The following is a 17,442-nucleotide window of genomic DNA, read 5'->3' on the forward strand; positions in this document are numbered from 1 at the left end:
GCTGGACGTCACCTCCGCTACAGGAATCCCTTGCGCATGACCTCTTCCCGGTCCGTCGACCAGGCCTCCCGGCGCGCGGCCATCGTCCTCGCCTGCTGCCTGCCCAGCGACGTGCTGCTCTACCTCGTCCTGCCCATGTACGCCCCGGTCTTCGGCATCACCCTGATCGAAGCCGGCATCCTGCTGGCCGCCAACCGGGTGATCCGCATCGTTGGCTATCGCTATGTGGTGCAGCTCTATGCTCGCTGCGGCGATCGCCGCAGCCTGGTGGTGGCCGCCGCGGTGGCTGCCCTCTGCGCCCTGGGCAACGCCAACCTCTCGGGCTTCTGGGCGTTGCTGGGGCTACGCCTGGCCTGGGGCCTGAGCTTCGCCACCTTCAACCTGTCCACCCAGGTGCTGGCCACCGCCGACCCGGCCGGCGCCGCCCGGCGCACCGGCACCTCTCGCGCGCTGATCGCCATCGGTCCCATGCTCGCCCTGTCCGCGGGCGCCTGGCTCACCCTGCAATACGGGCCGCGCGCGGTGCTGCTGCTCAGCAGCGGTCTCTGCCTGGTCGGGCTGCTGCTGGCCCTGGGGCTGCCGCGCGCCGGTCACGAATTGCCGGCGCCCGGGCGACGCCTGCGCTGGCCGGATCGCATCGTCACCTGGTCCTTCATCGAAGGGGTGACCCTGGACGGCCTGTTCATCTTTGGCTTGTCGGCCTTTTCCCAGGCGGTACTGGGCGGCGATGCCGTGCTGGTGGCCGGGCTGCTGATGGCGCTGCGCTATGTGTCCGACATGCTGCTCAGCCCGCTCGGCGGCCGGGCGGCGGATCGCTATGGCGCGGCGCCCATGCTGGTGGTCTGCTCGACGCTGACGGCGCTGTTCCTGATCGCCTTCGGTTTTCACTGGCTGATCCTCGGCGCCGGCGGGGTGCTCATCCTGCGCGCCCTGCAGATCCCCCTGGTGGTGACCCTGGTCGCCACCCGCCATCCCGGTCAGGCCCGGCTGCCGGCGCTGGCCTCCAACGCCATGTGGCGCGACGTGGGTGCCAGCGTGGGGCCGCTGCTGGCGGGCGTGCTCATCCCGCTGGTGCCTTCGACCCTGCTGTACCCGCTGTCCGGCCTGGCCATCCTGGTCAGCTCCCTGGCGTGCCTGAAATTGAAACCGGCTTCCGCGTAGCCATCCGTACCCTGGCGTCCGTTGCGGACGCCAGGGTCTGCCTGCCGCTACTTGCCGTGGGCCTGCAGCACCGGCTCGCTGACGCCCTTGACGCCGACCAGGGTCAGGCTGGTCAGCAGTACGTTCTGCGGGCCCTGGTAGGCATCCACCGGCTTGTACCACTCCGCCAGCGAGTGGGCACTGCCGCCCTCCCCGCCGCCGCTGATGGTCATGGCCGGCACGCCCAGGGACATAGCGGTATTGGAGTCGGTGCTGCCACCGCTCAGGGTGACCTTGGCGCCGTTGGTGACCGCGGCGATGGCGCGCTGCGCGGTCTGCACCATGGGCGAATCCTCCGCCGTGCCACCGGCCGGACGATCACCGATCAGCTTGATGTCCACCGAGATCTGATCGGTATCCCAGCGCTTGTTCTCCTCCTTCACCGCGTCCTGCACCAGGGCCAGGATCTCCTTCTCTTCGGCCAGCAGCGCGGCCTCCTCGTTGGATCTCATGTCCAGGGTCAGGCGCGCCTCGCCGGCGATGGCGTTGACCGAGGTGCCGCCCTGCACCGTGCCCACGGTAAAGGTGGTCTTGGGCTCCTTGGGCGGACGCACCTCGGCGATCTTGGCGATGGCACGACCCATGGCGTGGATGGCGCTGGGTCGACCGAATTCGGCGAAGCTGTGGCCACCCGGACCCTTGAAGGTCATCTCGTAGCGGTGGCTGCCGGTGCCGCGATTGACGATCCGCCGCACGTCGATGCCGTCCACCGAGATGAAGCCGTCGATGCCCTGGCGATCCTTGAACAGGGCCTTCACCCCGCGCAGGTTGCCCAGCTCCTCCTCGCCCACGGTGCCGACGAAGATCAGGTCGCCCACGGTCTCGATGCCGCTCTTGTTCAGGGCGTCGATCACCGACAGCAGCGCCGCCAGGCCGCGGGCGTCATCGCCGATGCCGGGGCCGTAGGTCTTGCCATCCTTTTCCTTGAGGGTCAGGTCGGTGCCCTCGGGGAACACCGTATCCAGGTGCGCCGACACCACCAGCTGCGGACCCTGGCCACTGCCCTTGCGGGTGGCGATCACATAGCCTTCCGGGGCGATGCTGGCGTCCTTGAGACCCAGCTCCTGGAAGCGCTTGAGGTAATAGTCGGCGCGCACCTTTTCCTTGAACGGCGGCGAGGGAATCTGGGCGATGTGCTTCTGTTCCGTGAAGGTGCGGCCATCGTCGGCGCGCAGCGCGTCCAGCGCCTTGGTGACCCGGGCATCGCCCTGTACCGAGGACAGGGCACCCTCGACGGTGGGTGCCGCAGCCAGGGGTAGCGACAGGGTGGCGGTCGCCGCCGTAATAATCATTGCGGAAAAGCGATTGGCCAAAGCCGAACGAGCAAAAGACATCTGACACTCCCATTGCCTGAATTGGTATTCCGAGCGGGAGCAATCGTCAGACGAATGCACCCTTGCCTGACCCTAGGGGTGCGCGAACGAAAGGTCAAAGCAGCCGGCGCTTAGGGATATGCGACGTCGCTCAGGGTGCTTCTCTGCACTCAAAGCGGCGATGGCGACGACGTTTCGGCGCGTCTGCCTCCCCAGGGCGCCTTGAGCTGGCGAGCTAGCTTGCCAGCGCTAAGCTGACTATCCACCAGCAAGCCTACGCCGGTCAGGAGCCACACCCATGAGACTTTCCCACCTGGATCACCTGGTCATCGTGGCCCCGACCCTCGCCGCAGGCGCTCTGCATGTCGAGCAGCGCCTGGGCGTGGCCATGCAGCCGGGCGGCAAGCATGCGCGCATGGGTACCCACAACCTCCTGCTGCGGCTGGGTGACGCCTATCTGGAAGTCATCGCCCCGGACCCGGAGGCTTCGGCGCCGGCCAGACCGCGCTGGTTCGGGCTGGATGAGCTGGCACCTGACGCTGCGCCCCGCCTGGCCCACTGGGTGGCCAGGACCCGGGGATTGGCCCAGGCGGATGCGCGCCTCACGCAGACCTTCGGCCGCATCGAGTCGATGAGCCGCGGCGCGCTGGCCTGGCAGATCTCGATCCACGCCGATGGGCAGCTGCCGCTGGGCGGTGTCCTGCCCAGCCTGATCGACTGGGGCGACGCCCGGCATCCCGCGTCAGGGCTGATCGACCAGGGCTGCCGCTTGCAGCGCCTGGAGCTCAGGCATTCCGATGCCGCAGTGCTCGGGCAACAGCTGGAGGCGATCGGTTTTTCCGGGCCCGTCGATGTCATGCCTGGCGAGAGACCCGACCTGCTGGCCTACCTGGAGACGCCAACGGGTCTGAAGACCCTCTGATGGCCAACCGCTGGCGGCCGACCCGCGCGCCTACTCAGCCCGGCACCACCAGCCCCTTGGCGCGGTAGGCGTCGATATCGATGCCATAGGCACCCGAGGGTTTCACCGCGCGGACGCTGATGAGGCGCCCCTGCTCATCGAGCGGATTGCGCGCCAGATCGAGCACCCGCTCCGGTCGCGGCCGCTTGCTGGCGTCCAGCACGATCAGCACCCGCGGCTTCAATTTGCTGCCGGCGTCGAAGCCGATGATGATGCCCACCTCGCCGCTGCTCAGCTCGACGATCTCGCCCGGCGGATAGACGCCGATCAGCTGGATGAAGGCCAGGACGACGACTTCGTCGAATTGCGTGCCCCGGGCTTCGAAGAGGACGCGCAAGGCTTCCAGACTGGAACGGCCCTCGCTGTAGGGGCGATCGCTGGTGATGGCGTCGTAGGCATCCACCACGGCGATGATCTTGGCCTTGAAGGGGATGCGCTGCGCCGGCAGCTGGCGGGGGTAGCCCTTGCCATCCATGCGTTCGTGGTGGGTATGGGCGACGTCGACGGCGGCGGGCGGTACCTCGCTGTTGGCCATCAGCAACTGATAGCCGTAGGTGGTATGGGCCTGCATGATGCGAAATTCTTCGTCGGTCAGGCGGCCCGGCTTGTTGAGGATCTCGTCGGGCACCTTGATCTTGCCGACGTCGTGCAGCATGCCGCACACCCCGAGTTCTTCCAGTTCCAGGGGCAGCATGCCCAGCGCCTTGCCCAGGGCGATGGCATAGAGCGAGACGCGCAGGCAGTGTTCCGCGGTGTAGTGATCTCGCTGCTTGATGCGCGCCAGCCAGAGGCTGGCCGCGGGGTGCTTGAGCACGCTCTCGACGCACTCCCCGACCGCCCGCCGTACTTCGCCGACGTTGAGTTCCTTACCGAACTTGACGGCGTCGAGCATCCGCATCGACACGGCACGGGCGTCGCGCCACACGGGCTCGGTGGCCTGGACCTCATTCCGGTAATCGATGGCATAGGTCTTGGCCTGATCGCCGGCCGCCAGGTCGGCGGCCAGTTTAGCCGATAGCGGCGTCACGGCAGGACTCTGCCGCCGGTCCACCCAGACGAACTCGCAGGTGTCCCTCAGGGTGCGGAGGTCCTGCACGCTCTGGATGGGGAAACCCTGGAACAGGAAGGGCGTGCCTTCCCAGGGCCGATCCAGTTCGCAGACGTACATGCCCAGCTGCAACTGGGACACGGGGACTCTGATGCTGTATTGGGGCAGCGCCATGGCTTCTCGGCAAGCACGTCGGTGGGCGGGGTCTAATAGGTATTACAATAACTATTGATACCAAAATGCCACCATTCAGGGAAGCATCCGGCCGGTCCGCGCCGATGAGCTGACGAAAAACAGTGGTCAGAGGTAACTGTTTGTAACTTCGGGGCGCGCAACGCCAGACTGCGCGCCTTCCCCTCACGCCAGCTTGAAGCGTCGCACCAGCGTCTGCAGTTCGCCGGCCAGTTCCGACAGCTGCTCGCTGGCGCCCACGGTTTCACGGTTGCCGTCGCTGGTCTGCACCGACAGGTCGCGGATGCTGATCAGGTTGCGGTCGACTTCGCGGGAGACGTGGGCCTGCTCTTCGGACGCGGTGGCGATCTGCAGGTTGCGCTCGTCGATCAGGCGCACGGCCTGGAGGATGTCGCTCAGCGCCGCCCCGGCTTCCTGGGCCACCGCATAGGTGGCCTGGGCCTGGGTGGAGCTGAGCTGCATGGAATCCACGGCTTCGGCCGAACCCTTCTGGATCGCCTGGATCATCTGCTCGATCTCGCGGGTGGACGTCTGGGTGCGGTGGGCCAGGGCGCGGACCTCGTCGGCGACCACGGCGAAGCCACGGCCCTGCTCGCCCGCCCGGGCGGCCTCGATGGCCGCGTTGAGCGCCAGCAGATTGGTCTGCTCGGCGATGGAGCCGATCACGCTGAGCACCTGGCTGATGTCCTGGGCCTGCCCGGCCAGGCCTTCGACCTGCACCGAGGTGGACTGCACCTGCTGGGTAAGGCGCTGCATGGCATCGAGGGCCTGGCCAACCTTGGCATTGCCGTTTTCCGCGGCGGCGCTGGAGTCCCGCGCGGCCTGGGAGGTGGACGAGGCGTTGCGCGCCACCTCTTCCACCGCGGCGCTCATCTCGGTGACCGCGGTAGCGGCCTGGTCGATCTCGGCGTTCTGACTCGCCAGGGCGCGACTGGCCTGGTCGGTGACGGCGTGCATGGTGCGGGCGGTCTCACTCAGGCGGCTGGAAGAACTGGAGATGCCGTGCAGGGTGTCCTTGAGGTTGTCCTGCATCTGCGCCAGGGCGCGCATCAGCCCGGCGGCTTCGTCCTTGCCGGCAGGATCGATCTTGCCGGTCAGCTCGCCCTGGGCGATGGCATTGGCCACGGCCAGGGAAGCGCCGATCGGCTGGGCCAGGCTGCGGGTCAGGCGCCAGGCCAGCAGCAGGGTCACCAGCACCGCCAGCAGCATGATGCCGACGACAATGCTGACGCTGCGGTCATAGATGCCAGTGGCTGCTGCACCTGCCTGACGGGCGCCTTCGCTGTTGAATTCGCGCAACCGGGTCAGTTGCTCCTGATAGCCTTCGGCCCGCTGGCGCTGCTCGCCATTGGCCAGCTTGAGGGCCTCGGCGCGGTCGCTGGCGGCCAGGGTCACCACCCGATCCAGTCCGTCGAGATAGCCTTTCATCTGCAGCGCGGCTTGGTCGAAGTTGCTGCGTTCCTCGGGGGTGGAGATCAGGTGGTCGCGGTAATAGGCCGTCCGGGCGTTCATCAGGTCGCGATTCACCTGGATCTGCCGAGTGGCGAGGGCCATGGCCGCACTGTCCTCGCTGGCCAGCAGGCGGATGCTTTCCAGGCGTGTGTGCAGCAGCGCGACCTGGATGTCATCGGTGGTCTGGACACTCGCCAGCCATTCCGCCTCCATCGCTTGCTCGGTGGCGCGCAGGGCCTTGAGCTGGACCAGGGCGAAGGCCCCGAGCAGCATCACGAACAGGGTGACCGCACCGAAGCAGAGGATGGCGCGGGGGGCGATACGTAGCTGGCGAAGGTTCAAGACGGGCTCCTTGGATCGGCGAAAGGCGATCCTCAAAAGCCATATCGACTGACCATTGCCTTTCTTTAGCGCGCCAGCGATTGCCGCGACAAGGAAGCTGCGGAGACGGTCCAGTGGCTGTACGCCTGCAGGATGGGCCTAGCCACGTGCCGCCTCCAGCCGCTCCACCATCTTGACCAGTTCCGCCAGAGAGCCGGCCTGCAGCTTGCGCATGAGGGCCGCGCGGCGCACCTTCACGGTGATCTCGCTGACCCCCAGCTGGGCCGCGATCTGCTTGTTGAGCAGACCGGTCACCACCCGCGCCAGCACCGCCCGTTCGCCCTCGTTGAGGGTGTCGAGGCGGGTCTGCAGCTCCTGCAACTGCCGGCGCTGGGCATGGGCGTCCTGCGCCTTGCGCAGCGCCTGGTCGATGGCATCGAGCAGGTCCTGGTCCCGAAACGGCTTGGTGAGGAATTCTAGGGCGCCCTGCTTCATCGCCCGGACCGACATGGGGATGTCGCCATGGCCGGTGATGAAGATGATCGGCAGGGCCAGGCCGCGGCGCTGCAATTCCTGCTGCAGGTCCAGGCCGTTCATGCCGGGCATGCGCACGTCCAGCACCAGGCAGCCCGGTTCGTCCAGCCGGGCCCGGTCGAGAAAGTCGGCGGCCGAGACATAGCTTCGGGTACCGAGTCCGACGGACGCCAGCAGGTCTTCCACGGCGGCGCGCACCGAGGCGTCGTCGTCCACCAGGTGGACCAGGGTGGGTGGGGTCTGCTCGATCATGGTTGCGGGTCCTTGGGCAGGCTGCAGTAGACGCCGGTACCGCCCTCCGGCAGCGAGGTGGCCCAGATCCGGCCGCCATGGGCTTCGACGATGGAGCGACTGAGCGCCAGGCCCAGGCCCATGCCCTGCGCCTTGGTAGTGTAGAACGCCTCGAACATCTGCTCACGGGCCGCCGGCGTCAACCCGCGGCCGCTGTCCTCCACGCCGAGGCGAATGGCGCCGGCGGTGTCCTGCCCCACCTGGATGACCACCCGCCGCTGCTCGGGCGGCATTCCTTCGAGGGCGTCCAGGGCGTTGAGCAGCAGATTGAGGATGACCTGCTGCAGCTGGCTTTCATCGGCCAGCAGCGGCGGCAGGCCCTCCTGCAGGCGAACCTCCACGGCAACCTGGCGCTGGCTCAATTCGGCGCGGACGAAATCCAGCACCTGTTCGACGGTATCGGCGACGTTGAGCCAATCCTTGGCTACCTGCGCCTGGCGCACCAGGCTGCGCACCCGGGCGATCACCGCGCTGGCGCGGTGGGCATCGTCGATGACCCGTTGCGCCGCCTGCACGGCGCGCTCCACCTGCGGCGGCTGATTGCCCAACCAGCGCTGGCAGGCGTTGCCACTGGCGGCGATGGCGGTGAGCGGCTGGTTCACCTCATGGGCGATGGAGGCGGCCAGTTCACCCAGCTGGCTCAGGCGCCCGGCCTGGGCCAGGCGTGTCCGGGCCGCATCGGCAGCGCGCTTGGCGGCCTCCAGGCGCAGCGACAGCGCCGCGACCGCGACGATGGCCAGGAGGCTGATGATGCAGTTGACCAGCCCGGCCTCCTGGTCCCCGCTGCGGGTGGCGACATAGCTGCAGAGCACCAGCAGCGTGCAGCCCAGCGCGGTGATCGTGACCCCGCGCGCCGACAGGAAGCCGGCCGCCAGGAGCACCACCACCACCTGGAAGACGCCGATGGCGATCTCCCGGTCGGTGAAGGTGTCCAGCAGGGCGATGCCCAGCGCCAGGGCGCAGAGGCCTCCTAGCCGCAGCCAGTGGGTGGTGGTGGCGAAGGGTCGTCGATCCATGGCCAGTCTCTCGTTCGTGGTCGCGTGGACGTCCTAGAGCGGCTAACAACACGTAGCGAGCGGCTGTCAGGCGGGTGCGCGCGGCGCGCAGGAACCGCACCGGGCTCGCGTACGAGTGTATGGGGGATACATGAGGATTCCGAGCACTGCACGCGCCCGTCTGGCGGACGCGCAGTAGTTTTATTGGTCGCTCTTAACCCGGGTTTTCCAGGCTGAACATATCGGCCGCTTGATCATAGGCGAAGAGCTCACCGTAGCGCCCCCACTGGATGGCGCTGCCGAGGGTGCGAGCGGCGTCGGCTTCGTCCATGAAGTCCTCCAGTTCGTCGCGGAAGCGCCGCGCCGGCGCCGTGTGGCCCTGGCGATCGTCCAGCACCCGACGGATATGGGCCACCAGGGGCACGAAGTTGAGCAACTGGCGGGCGAACAGCTGCTTGCGCACGTCCACCCCCGCCTCGACATAGGCGCGCCCGGCCGGCAGCAGGCGCAGATCGCCACCTTCGAGGACCGCCAGGCGCAGCAGTTGCAGCACCTCGGCCAGGGGAAAGAGCTCGTCCAGTGCATAGCCGAGCCCGCCGGCCAGTTCCGGCAGGTCGGCGCGACCGTCGTAGGGCGCGGCCTGGACCGCTTCCAGCAGACCGGCCAGGGCGTTGGTGGACACGGTCGGCAGCCGCATGCCCAGGCCGTTGCCGGGAACACCCCCTTCGTGGGGTGTTGGCGTGGTCTCGCCGGTCATGCGCACATAGATTTCCTCCACCAGTTCGCGGAAGGCCGGATCATGGCGATTGCGCGGCTGCGGCAGGTCGATGCGAATCTCGCTGGCGACGCGCCCGGGATTGCTGGAAAAGATCAGCACCCGATCGCAGAGCAGCACCGCCTCGGCGATGTTGTGGGTGACCATGAGGATGGAGCGGATCGGCATGCGCCCCTCGACCCAGAGATCGAGCAGGTCGGTGCGCAGGGTCTCGGCGGTGAGCACGTCCAGCGCCGAGAAGGGTTCGTCCATCAGCAGCACGTCCGGGTGCACCACCAGGGCACGGGCCAGGCCGACGCGCTGGCGCATGCCGCCGGAGAGCTCCTTGGGATAGGCGCTCTCGAAGCCGTCCAGGCCGATCAGGTCGATGGCGGCCAGGGCGCGGCGACGGCGCTCGTCCAGCGGCACGTGCAGGGCTTCCAGGCCGATCTCGACGTTCTGCAGCACGGTCAGCCAGGGAAACAGCGCGAAGCTCTGGAACACCATGCTGACCCGGGCGCGCTGGCCGTCGTCCTTGGGCGGGAAAGCGACGGTGCCGCCGCTGGGGGTGAGCAGGCCGGCGATGGACCTGAGCAGGGTCGACTTGCCCGAGCCGGAGCGACCCAGCAGGCCGACGATCTCGTTTTCGTGCAGGGTCAGGGACACTTCGTCCAGCACGACCCGGGCCGGGCCGCCGGCGTTGCCATAGAGCTGGCGGACGTTCTGGACGTCTATGAGCGGACGCGGGTTCAGGGTGGTCAGGTTCATGGCGGTTCTCCTCTCAATCGAGCCGCAGGCGCCGTTCGGCATAGGCATACAGGGGCCGCCAGAGCAGCCGGTTGAAGCCGAGGACAAAGATCGACATCACCACGATGCCCAGGGCGACACGGGGGAAATCCCCGGCGGTGGTCATCTGCGCGATGTAGGCGCCCAGGCCGTGGGCCTGCAGGCGCTCGTTGCCCCAGCTCACCACCTCGGCGACGATGCTGGCATTCCAGGAACCGCCCGCGGCGGTCAGGGCGCCAGTGACGTAGTAGGGAAAGATCGCCGGCAGGGCCAGCTGCCGCCACCACTGCCAGCGCCTGAGGCCGAACAGCCGGGCCGCCTCGCGCAGGTCGTTGGGCAGCACGCTGGCGCCGGCGATGACGTTGAACAGGATGTACCACTGGGTGCCCAGCACCATCAGCGGCGACAGCCAGATGTCCGGATTGAGGTGGAAGCTGACGATGCCCACTACCGCGACCGGGAACAGCACGTTGGCCGGGAAGGCGGCGAGGAACTGGGCCACCGCCTGCAAGCGCTGCGACCAGCCCGGGCGCAGGCCGATCCAGACGCCGATGGGCACCCAGATCAGGCTGGCGACGGCGATCAGCAACAGCACCCGGGCCATGGTCAGCAGACCCAGGCCAAGCACCGAGACCGCTTCCACCCAGTAGACGTCGGCGGCGATGAAGCTATACAGCGCATAGACGCCATAGGGCAGCACCACCAGCAGCGCGCCATACCAGAGCACGTCCAGCGCACGTTGCAGCCAGGCGCGGCTTTGCGGCGCCAGGTGCCATTGCGGCCAGGCGCGGCGGATGCGCGGGGTGGCGAGCTGGGTGCAGAAGCTGCCGAAGCCACCCAGCATGCGCCCCAGGCGCGCGCGGCGGACCAGGTCGTAGACCCAGGAGCGCGGCACCTGCTGGCTGGCGGTCTGCTCGACGCGGAAGCGATCGGCCCAGGCCACCACCGGGCGGAAGAACAACTGGTCGTAGACCAGGATCACCAGCCCCATGGCCAGCACCGCCCAGCCGATGGCGGCGATGTCCTGCCGGGCGATGGCCAGCGCCAGCCAGGAGCCGATGCCCGGCAGGTTGATGGTGTTGTCGCCCACGGTGATGGCTTCCGAGGCCACCACGAAGAACCAGCCACCGGACATGGACATCATGGTGTTCCACACCAGGCCGGGGATGGCGAACGGCAGTTCGAGGCGAAAGAACCGCCGCCAGGGCGACAGCCCGAACTGGCGACTCACCTGCTGCAGGTCCTCGGGCACGGTGCGCAGCGACTGGTAGAAGCCGAACGCCATGTTCCAGGCCTGGCTGGTGAAGATGGCGAAGATGGCCGCGCACTCGGCGCCCAGTTGCCGCCCCGGGAACAGGCCCAGGAAGAAGCTGACGGTAAAGGTCAGGAAGCCGAGGATGGGCACCGACTGCAGGATGTCGATGGCGGGCAGGATCAGCAGCTCCGCCTTGCGACTCTTGGCCGCCAGGGTGGCGAAGACGAAGGTGAACAGCAGCGAGGCGCCCAGGGCGATGAACATGCGCAGGGTGGTGCGCAGGGCGTACTCGGGCAGCCGCGCCAGGTCCAGGGTCATGGGATCGGCATCGAGCACGGCCAGGGGCGCGCGCATCTCGGCGACGCCATGCCAGATCAGCGCCAGGGCGATCAGCCCGAGGACCAGGCAGAGGGCATCGGCCCACAGGGAGGTGGGACGTTGCCGCAGCGAGCGCGGCGCCACGGCGGGGGCGTAGAGGCCAGGAAGGGTCTTCATGGCGTACCTCTTTGAAGGGGGCCTGGGGAGAGCGGCCGACCCTGCCGCGCAGGGTCCGGACACCGGGCTAATCTAGGCTCGCCACCCCGTCCAAGCCATTGAAACGAAGGACGTCTGGCTATACCAAGGTATATCCCGGCCAGACCCGCCCTCGCCTGCTGCCACCCGCGCCCGGGCCGGCGCCGGAGCAGAAGCTTCATCTCGCTGTCATCGTCCCGACATCTGCCGCCGGCACTGTCTGCCCCCAATGAGATCGATCTCAAACGAGGCCGGCATGACCGATCTGAAACAGGTAGCGCAGCAGGCGGGGGTTTCCCGGGCCACGGCGGCGCGCGCCTTCGCCACGCCCGAGCAGGTGCGCGAGAGCACCCGGCAGCGGGTGCTGGACGCCGCGCGCAGTCTCAATTTCCGTCCCAATCTGCTGGGCCGCCAGCTGCGCCAGCAGAGCACCCGGCTGATCGGCGTGGTGGTGCCCAGCCTGCTCAACCCGGTGTTCGCCGAACAGTTGCACGCCATGGAGCGCACCGCGCGTGGCCAGGGCTATTCGCTGGTGATCGCCACCACCGACTACCAGCCCGAGCGCGAGGCGGCAGTGGTGGAGGAGCTCTTGCGCCAGCGCGTCGCCGGCCTGGTACTGACCGTGGCCGACGCCGACCGCAGCGAGGTGCTGGCCGAGCTGAGCCAGGAGCGGACGCCCTTCATCCTGGCCTATCACGAACCCCAGCGTCCCTATGCGGCGGTAGCGGTGGACAACTGCCAGGGCATGGCCATGGCCACCGAGCACCTGCTCGGCCTGGGGCATAGCCGCATCGCCCTAGTCTCGGGGCCGGCCCAGCAGTCGGATCGCAGCGAGCGCCGCTTCGCCGGCTATTGCCAGGCGATGGTCGCCGCCGGCCTGCCGACGCTGCCGCGCCTGGAGCTGGCCAGCCACACCGACGCCGACTGGGCGGAGCTGGCGCCGCTGCTGGAGCGTCACGCCCCGACCGCCCTGCTCTGCACCAACGACCTGCTGGCCATCAGCGTCATCGCCGAACTGCAGCGCCACGGGGTGCCCGTCCCCGAACAACTCTCGGTAGTGGGCTTCGATGGCATCGCCATGGGCGCCCGTCTCGAACCCAGCCTGTGCAGCGTCATGCAGCCCTTGCAGAGCCTGGGCGCCGTGCTCGTCACCGAATTGCTGGCGCTGATCGCCGGCAGTGCCACCCACCAGCAGTGTCTGCCCTGCCTGGTCCGTCCCGGCACCAGTGCCGGCCCCCTGAAGGAGCCCTACCGATGAAATCACCCTTCCCCTTGCGTCGTCTCCTGGCCGGCGTCGCCCTGGCCTGTGGCCTGGCCAGCGCCCAGGCCGCCGAAACCGCCATCTGCTACAACTGCCCGCTGGAATGGGCCGACTGGGGCGCCCAGCTCAAGGCCATCGCCGCCGACACCGGAATCGACGTCCCCCAGGACAACAAGAATTCCGGCCAGTCGCTGGCCCAGCTGGTGGCCGAGCGCGAAGCCCCGGTGGCCGACGTCGTCTACTACGGGGTGACCTTCGGCATCCAGGCGGAAAAGGCCGGCGTGCTGGCCCCTTACCAACCCAGGCACTGGGACCAGGTACCCGCTGGCCTCAAGGATCCCCAGGGTGAATGGACCGCCATCCATTCCGGCACCCTCGGCTTCATGGTCAATACCCAGGCCCTGGGCGGCAAGCCGGTGCCACAGCGCTGGGCCGACCTGCTCAAGCCCGAGTACCGCGGCCTGGTGGGCTACCTGGATCCGTCCAGCGCCTTCGTCGGCTACGTCACCGCGGTGGCGCTCAACCAGGCCCTGGGGGGCAACCTCGACGACTTCGGCCCGGCCATGGCCTTCTTCAAGAAGCTGGCCGCCAACGATCCCATCGTGCCCAAGCAGACCGCCTATGCCCGCCTGCTCTCCGGCGAGATCCCGATCCTGGTCGACTACGACTTCAACGCCTACCGCGCCCGCTACAAGGACAACGCCCCGGTGGCCTTCGTCATCCCCCAGGAAGGCAGCCTGACCGTGCCCTACACCATGAGCCTGGTGAAGGGCGCGCCCCACCGCGCCAATGGCGAGAAGGTGCTGGACTACGTGCTGTCGGACAAGGGCCAGGCGCTCTGGGCCCAGGCCTATCTGCGCCCGGTGCGGGACGTGCCACTGCCGGCCGAGGTGAAGGCGCGCTTCCTGCCCGCCGCCGACTATGCCCGCGCCGGCACCGTCGACTACGGTCACATGGCGGCGGTCCAGGAAGCCTTCGCCAAGCGTTACCAGGCCGAGGTGCGCTGAGATGCAGGGCCTCGCCGTCTCCCTTGGGCGCCGCCGGGTGCCGCGCCGGCTGCCCTGGCCGGTGCTCGTCGCCCTGGCACCGGCGAGCGCCTTCCTGCTGGCCTTCTGGCTGCTGCCGCTGGCGCAGCTGCTGGTACTCGGCGCGCGTCCGGATGCCGCGGGCGCCTCTGGCTACTGGCAGGTGCTGACCAGCGCCGGCTATCTGTCCGGACTCGCCCAGACGGTGGCCCTGGCCGCCGTCACCACCCTCGCCACCCTGCTGGTGGCCGGCATCGCCGGCTGCTTCCTGGCGCGCCACGCCTTCGTCGGACGCAGCCTGCTGGTGGCCCTGCTGACCTTTCCGCTGGCCTTTCCCGGCGTGGTGGTGGGCTTCCTGATCATCCTGCTGGGCGGTCGCCAGGGCCTGTTCGCCAGTCTCGGCCGCAGTCTCTTCGGTGAGCCCTGGGTGTTCGCCTATTCGCTGTTCGGGCTGTTTCTCGGCTATCTCTATTTCTCCATCCCGCGGGTCATCCTGACGGTGATGGCGGCCTGCGAGACCCTCGACACCAGCCTGGAAGAAGCGGCCCGCTCCCTGGGCGCCGGGCTCTTCGCCGTGGTGCGCGACGTGCTGATCCCCGGCCTGACCCCGGCGCTGCTGTCCAGCGGCGCGCTGTGCTTCGCCACCGCCATGGGCGCCTTCGGCACCGCCTTCACCCTCGGCACGCGGCTCTCGGTGACGCCCATCGCCATCTACGACACCTTCACCAACTTCGCCAACTTCGGCGTCGCCGCGGCGCTCTCGGTGGTGCTCGGCCTCGTCACCTGGCTGGTCCTGCTGCTGGCGCGTCGCCTCGGCGGCGTCCAGGGAGACCTGCGATGAATCGCCCCCTGCGCTTTTGGCTGCAACTGCTGTTCACCCTGCTGGTGGCCGCCTTCCTATTGGTGCCGGTGCTGCTCTCGGTGCTGGCCGGCCTCACCCGCAACTACTTCCAGGGCCTCGCCAGCGGCCTCACCCTCGACTGGGTGTTGCAGGTCTGGCAGGCCTATGCGCCCACCGTCTGGCTGTCGCTGCAACTGGCGCTGGGCACGGCGGTCCTCGCGGTGGTGCTCGGCGTCCCGGCGGCCTATGCCCTGGTGCGCCTGGACAACCGTTTCGCCCGCGCCTTCGAGGAATTGCTGGTGTTGCCGGTGGCCATGCCCGGCTTCGCCTCGGCCCTGGCGCTGCTGCTGACCTACGGGCACCTCGGCGGCTTTCGCCGCAGCCCGGCGATCATCCTGGTCGGCCACCTGCTGTTCACCCTGCCCTTCCTGATCCGCCCGGTGATGGCGGTGCTCAGGCGCAGCCAGCTGCCGCTGCTGGAAGAAGCCGCGGCCAGCCTGGGCGCCGGCCCCTGGCAGCGCTTCTTCGGCGTGGTGGTGCCCAATGCCCGCGCCGGCATCCTCGCCGGCAGCCTCATGGTGATCACCCTCTCGCTGGGGGAATTCAACCTCACCTGGATGCTGCACACGCCCCTGACCAAGACCCTGCCGGTGGGCCTGGCCGACAGCTACGCCTCGGCGCGGCTGGAGGTGGGCTCCGCCTACACCCTGATCTTCCTCTTGCTGATCGTGCCGCTGCTGGTCGCCCTCCAGGCCCTCAGCGCCCGTCTCTCCCGTGGAGCCCTGCGATGACCCAAGGTACCGCCGTCCGCCTGCGCCACTGCGCCAAGACCTTTGCCGGAGGCCGCCAGGTGCTGCAGCCCCTGGACCTCGACATCCACCCGGGCGAGACCCTGGTGTTCCTCGGCCCGTCCGGTTGTGGCAAGACCACCACCCTGCGGCTGATCGCCGGCCTGGAGCAGCCCGATGCCGGCGGCCAGGTGCTGTTCGACGACCGCGACGTCACCGGCCTGCCCATCGAGCGCCGCGACGTCGGCATGGTGTTCCAGAACTACGCCCTGTTTCCCAACCTGGACGTGGCCGGCAACATCGCCTACGGCCTGAAGATCCGTGGCCTGCCGCGCGCCGAGCGGGATGCCCGGGTCGCCGAGTTGCTGGCCATGATGCAACTTGAAGCCCTGGCCGGGCGGCGCATCCAGCAACTGTCCGGTGGCCAGCGCCAGCGCGTCGCCCTGGCCCGGGCGCTGGCACCGCGCCCCCGGGTGCTCTTGTTCGACGAACCCCTGGCGGCGCTGGACGCCCAGCTGCGCGAGCAGTTGCGGGCCGACATCGGCGCCCTGCTGCGCGAGCTGGGCACCACCGCGGTCTATGTCACCCACGACCAGCAGGAAGCCCTGGCCCTGGGCGATCGCATCGTGGTGATGGGCGAAGGCCGCATCGCCCAGATCGGCACGCCGACGCAGATCTACCAGCGCCCGGCCAGTCGTTTCGTGGCCGGTTTCGTCGGCCAGCTCAACCGCTTCGAGGTGCGCGGCCAGCGCGGTGCCGAGGTGGTGGTCGCCGGCGGGCGGCTGCCCTGGACCGGCACTGCCAGCACCCTGTTCTGCCGCCCGGAACACCTGGAGCCGAGCACCTCGCCCGCGCACCTCACCGGCATCCTGGTCGGGCAGTTCTTCCAGGGCGCCCATTCGCGGCTGCTGGTGGAGGTGGGCACCGGCCAGCCGCTGCTGGTGGATACCGCCCAGCCCCTGCAGGCGCAACCGGGCGACCTGCTGCACCTGCACGTGCGCCCCGACGCGCTCTTCACCCTCGCTTCCTAGGAGCCCCCATGCACACGCCCTTCCTGCTGGCCCAGCTCAGCGACCTGCACATCAAGGCCGGCGGCCGGCTGTCCTACGGGGTGGTCGATACCCTCGGCGCCCTGCACCTGGCGGTGGACCGTCTCAACGCCCTGCAGCCGCGCCCGGACGCCCTGGTCATTACTGGCGACCTGGTGGACTTCGGCACCCCAGAGGAATATGCCACCCTGCGCGAGGTCTTGGCCGAGCTGACCATGCCCTTCTTCGTCATCCCCGGCAATCACGACGACCGCGCCGCCCTGCGCGCCGCCTTCGCCGATCACCCCTATCTGCCGGCCCAGGGCACCCTGGACTGGCGGCAGGACTGCGGCCCGCTGCGGTTGATCGGGCTGGATACCCATATCCCCGGCGAGCACGGGGGGCGTCTCGACGCCGCGCAACTGGCCTGGCTCGACGACCAGCTCGGCCAGGCACCCGACCAGCCGACTCTGGTGCTCCTGCACCATCCGCCGTTCCCGGTCGGCATCGGCCATATGGATCGCATCGGCCTGGCCGGCGGCGTCGAGCTGGAAGCCGTGATCCGTCGCCACCCCCAGGTGGAACGACTGCTCTGCGGCCATCTGCACCGGCTGATCCAGCGCCGCTTCGGCGGCACCCTGGCCTGCGTCTGTCCCGGCGTGTCGCACCAGGTCGAGCTGGACCTGCGCGAGGCGGCGCCGTCGCGCTTTCGCCTGGAGCCGCCGGGCCTGCTCTTGCATCGCTGGGCGGACGAGGCCCTGGTGACCCACCATCTGCCGCTGGGCAACTACCCCGGGCCCTACCCCTTCTTCGCCGCCGATGGCCAGTTGCTGGACTGACGCCGCCCCGTTTCGGGTGCTGAGGTAGCAAGGCGGCCGCGGCTG

15 protein-coding genes, 1 other RNA gene and 1 pseudogene are annotated in these 17,442 nt (G+C 68.8%); 8 read left to right on the forward strand and 9 right to left on the reverse strand.

The annotated features are described in order from the left end of the window. The first annotated feature begins 36 nt into the window (after nucleotides 1–36). Nucleotides 37–1,161, forward strand: coding sequence for an MFS transporter (locus QE393_RS09560; RefSeq protein WP_273806279.1), 1,125 nt, complete (start codon nucleotides 37–39; stop codon nucleotides 1,159–1,161). Nucleotides 1,162–1,208: 47 nt separating this feature from the next. Here the strand turns inward: QE393_RS09560 and QE393_RS09565 are convergent, their stop codons facing one another. Continuing rightward, the gene (locus QE393_RS09565) at nucleotides 1,209–2,534 is read right to left on the reverse strand and encodes a M20/M25/M40 family metallo-hydrolase (protein WP_273806278.1); all 1,326 of its coding nucleotides are present in this window, start codon (nucleotides 2,532–2,534) and stop codon (nucleotides 1,209–1,211) included. 277 nt (nucleotides 2,535–2,811) lie between these two features. On the opposite strand from QE393_RS09565, the gene QE393_RS09570 reads away from it, so the two are divergent. After that, a complete protein-coding gene (locus tag QE393_RS09570; protein ID WP_310043183.1) occupies nucleotides 2,812–3,435 on the forward strand; it encodes a VOC family protein in 624 nt (207 codons plus the stop codon). A gap of 34 nt (nucleotides 3,436–3,469) precedes the next feature. On the opposite strand, the gene QE393_RS09575 is transcribed toward QE393_RS09570, so the two are convergent. The 8 genes and pseudogenes from QE393_RS09575 to QE393_RS09605 form a co-directional block, all read right to left on the reverse strand. Continuing rightward, on the reverse strand, nucleotides 3,470–4,696 hold the full coding sequence (locus tag QE393_RS09575) for an HD-GYP domain-containing protein (protein WP_310043185.1): 1,227 nt from the start codon (nucleotides 4,694–4,696) through the stop codon (nucleotides 3,470–3,472). 183 nt (nucleotides 4,697–4,879) lie between these two features. Then, the gene (locus QE393_RS22525; protein ID WP_405046293.1) at nucleotides 4,880–5,764 is read right to left on the reverse strand and encodes a methyl-accepting chemotaxis protein; all 885 of its coding nucleotides are present in this window, start codon (nucleotides 5,762–5,764) and stop codon (nucleotides 4,880–4,882) included. Further along, nucleotides 5,738–6,544, reverse strand: a pseudogene (locus tag QE393_RS22530) (MCP four helix bundle domain-containing protein); the annotation flags it as partial. The gene QE393_RS22525 and the pseudogene QE393_RS22530, both read right to left, overlap by 27 nt. A 102-nt stretch (nucleotides 6,545–6,646) precedes the next feature. Beyond that, on the reverse strand, nucleotides 6,647–7,273 hold the full coding sequence (locus QE393_RS09585; protein WP_273806274.1) for a response regulator transcription factor: 627 nt from the start codon (nucleotides 7,271–7,273) through the stop codon (nucleotides 6,647–6,649). Beyond that, nucleotides 7,270–8,328, reverse strand: a complete 1,059-nt coding sequence (locus QE393_RS09590) for an ATP-binding protein (protein ID WP_310043186.1) — start codon at nucleotides 8,326–8,328, stop codon at nucleotides 7,270–7,272. Before QE393_RS09590 ends, QE393_RS09585 begins: the two co-directional genes overlap by 4 nt. Before the next feature lie 40 nt (nucleotides 8,329–8,368). Beyond that, a non-coding RNA gene (locus QE393_RS09595) (sX9 sRNA) lies at nucleotides 8,369–8,439 on the reverse strand. Between the two features lie 82 nt (nucleotides 8,440–8,521). After that, a complete protein-coding gene (locus tag QE393_RS09600) occupies nucleotides 8,522–9,829 on the reverse strand; it encodes a nitrate/sulfonate/bicarbonate ABC transporter ATP-binding protein (protein ID WP_310043187.1) in 1,308 nt (435 codons plus the stop codon). Nucleotides 9,830–9,842: 13 nt separating this feature from the next. Then, entirely contained in the window at nucleotides 9,843–11,597 is a 1,755-nt protein-coding gene (locus QE393_RS09605) for an ABC transporter permease subunit (RefSeq protein ID WP_310043191.1), read from the reverse strand. Nucleotides 11,598–11,871: 274 nt separating this feature from the next. Here QE393_RS09605 and QE393_RS09610 point away from each other — a divergent pair, with 274 nt between their 5' ends. Genes QE393_RS09610 through QE393_RS09635 form a run of 6 tightly spaced genes read left to right on the forward strand, consistent with a single transcriptional unit; the run spans nucleotide 11,872 to nucleotide 17,397 of the window. Next, the gene (locus tag QE393_RS09610; protein ID WP_273806270.1) at nucleotides 11,872–12,873 is read left to right on the forward strand and encodes a substrate-binding domain-containing protein; all 1,002 of its coding nucleotides are present in this window, start codon (nucleotides 11,872–11,874) and stop codon (nucleotides 12,871–12,873) included. Further along, the gene (locus QE393_RS09615) at nucleotides 12,870–13,883 is read left to right on the forward strand and encodes an ABC transporter substrate-binding protein (protein ID WP_310043193.1); all 1,014 of its coding nucleotides are present in this window, start codon (nucleotides 12,870–12,872) and stop codon (nucleotides 13,881–13,883) included. The genes QE393_RS09610 and QE393_RS09615 overlap by 4 nt, the downstream gene beginning before the upstream one ends. 1 nt (nucleotide 13,884) lies before the next feature. Next, complete coding sequence (locus tag QE393_RS09620; protein WP_273806268.1) at nucleotides 13,885–14,742, forward strand: ABC transporter permease; 858 nt, start codon at nucleotides 13,885–13,887, stop codon at nucleotides 14,740–14,742. Continuing rightward, on the forward strand, nucleotides 14,739–15,533 hold the full coding sequence (locus QE393_RS09625) for an ABC transporter permease (RefSeq protein ID WP_273806267.1): 795 nt from the start codon (nucleotides 14,739–14,741) through the stop codon (nucleotides 15,531–15,533). Before QE393_RS09620 ends, QE393_RS09625 begins: the two co-directional genes overlap by 4 nt. Beyond that, nucleotides 15,530–16,561: an ABC transporter ATP-binding protein gene (locus QE393_RS09630; RefSeq protein ID WP_273806266.1), complete on the forward strand. Its 1,032-nt coding sequence runs from the start codon at nucleotides 15,530–15,532 to the stop codon at nucleotides 16,559–16,561. Before QE393_RS09625 ends, QE393_RS09630 begins: the two co-directional genes overlap by 4 nt. 8 nt (nucleotides 16,562–16,569) lie before the next feature. After that, complete coding sequence (locus QE393_RS09635) at nucleotides 16,570–17,397, forward strand: phosphodiesterase (protein ID WP_310043194.1); 828 nt, start codon at nucleotides 16,570–16,572, stop codon at nucleotides 17,395–17,397. The last annotated feature ends 45 nt before the right edge of the window (nucleotides 17,398–17,442 follow it).

Origin of the sequence: Pseudomonas sp. SORGH_AS_0211 (assembly GCF_031453455.1) — a bacterium.
In the GTDB taxonomy this organism is placed as follows: domain Bacteria; phylum Pseudomonadota; class Gammaproteobacteria; order Pseudomonadales; family Pseudomonadaceae; genus Chryseomonas; species Chryseomonas aestiva.

Bases quoted from the DNA above. Each gene is read 5' to 3' on its own strand.
- QE393_RS09560 (WP_273806279.1), top strand. From the start codon at position 37: ATGACCTCTTCCCGGTCCGTCGACCAGGCCTCCCGGCGCGCGGCCATC.
- QE393_RS09565 (WP_273806278.1), bottom strand. From the start codon at position 2,534: ATGTCTTTTGCTCGTTCGGCTTTGGCCAATCGCTTTTCCGCAATGATT.
- QE393_RS09570 (WP_310043183.1), top strand. From the start codon at position 2,812: ATGAGACTTTCCCACCTGGATCACCTGGTCATCGTGGCCCCGACCCTC.
- QE393_RS09575 (WP_310043185.1), bottom strand. From the start codon at position 4,696: ATGGCGCTGCCCCAATACAGCATCAGAGTCCCCGTGTCCCAGTTGCAG.
- QE393_RS22525 (WP_405046293.1), bottom strand. From the start codon at position 5,764: ATGCGCGCCCTGGCGCAGATGCAGGACAACCTCAAGGACACCCTGCAC.
- QE393_RS09585 (WP_273806274.1), bottom strand. From the start codon at position 7,273: ATGATCGAGCAGACCCCACCCACCCTGGTCCACCTGGTGGACGACGAC.
- QE393_RS09590 (WP_310043186.1), bottom strand. From the start codon at position 8,328: ATGGATCGACGACCCTTCGCCACCACCACCCACTGGCTGCGGCTAGGA.
- QE393_RS09600 (WP_310043187.1), bottom strand. From the start codon at position 9,829: ATGAACCTGACCACCCTGAACCCGCGTCCGCTCATAGACGTCCAGAAC.
- QE393_RS09605 (WP_310043191.1), bottom strand. From the start codon at position 11,597: ATGAAGACCCTTCCTGGCCTCTACGCCCCCGCCGTGGCGCCGCGCTCG.
- QE393_RS09610 (WP_273806270.1), top strand. From the start codon at position 11,872: ATGACCGATCTGAAACAGGTAGCGCAGCAGGCGGGGGTTTCCCGGGCC.
- QE393_RS09615 (WP_310043193.1), top strand. From the start codon at position 12,870: ATGAAATCACCCTTCCCCTTGCGTCGTCTCCTGGCCGGCGTCGCCCTG.
- QE393_RS09620 (WP_273806268.1), top strand. From the start codon at position 13,885: ATGCAGGGCCTCGCCGTCTCCCTTGGGCGCCGCCGGGTGCCGCGCCGG.
- QE393_RS09625 (WP_273806267.1), top strand. From the start codon at position 14,739: ATGAATCGCCCCCTGCGCTTTTGGCTGCAACTGCTGTTCACCCTGCTG.
- QE393_RS09630 (WP_273806266.1), top strand. From the start codon at position 15,530: ATGACCCAAGGTACCGCCGTCCGCCTGCGCCACTGCGCCAAGACCTTT.
- QE393_RS09635 (WP_310043194.1), top strand. From the start codon at position 16,570: ATGCACACGCCCTTCCTGCTGGCCCAGCTCAGCGACCTGCACATCAAG.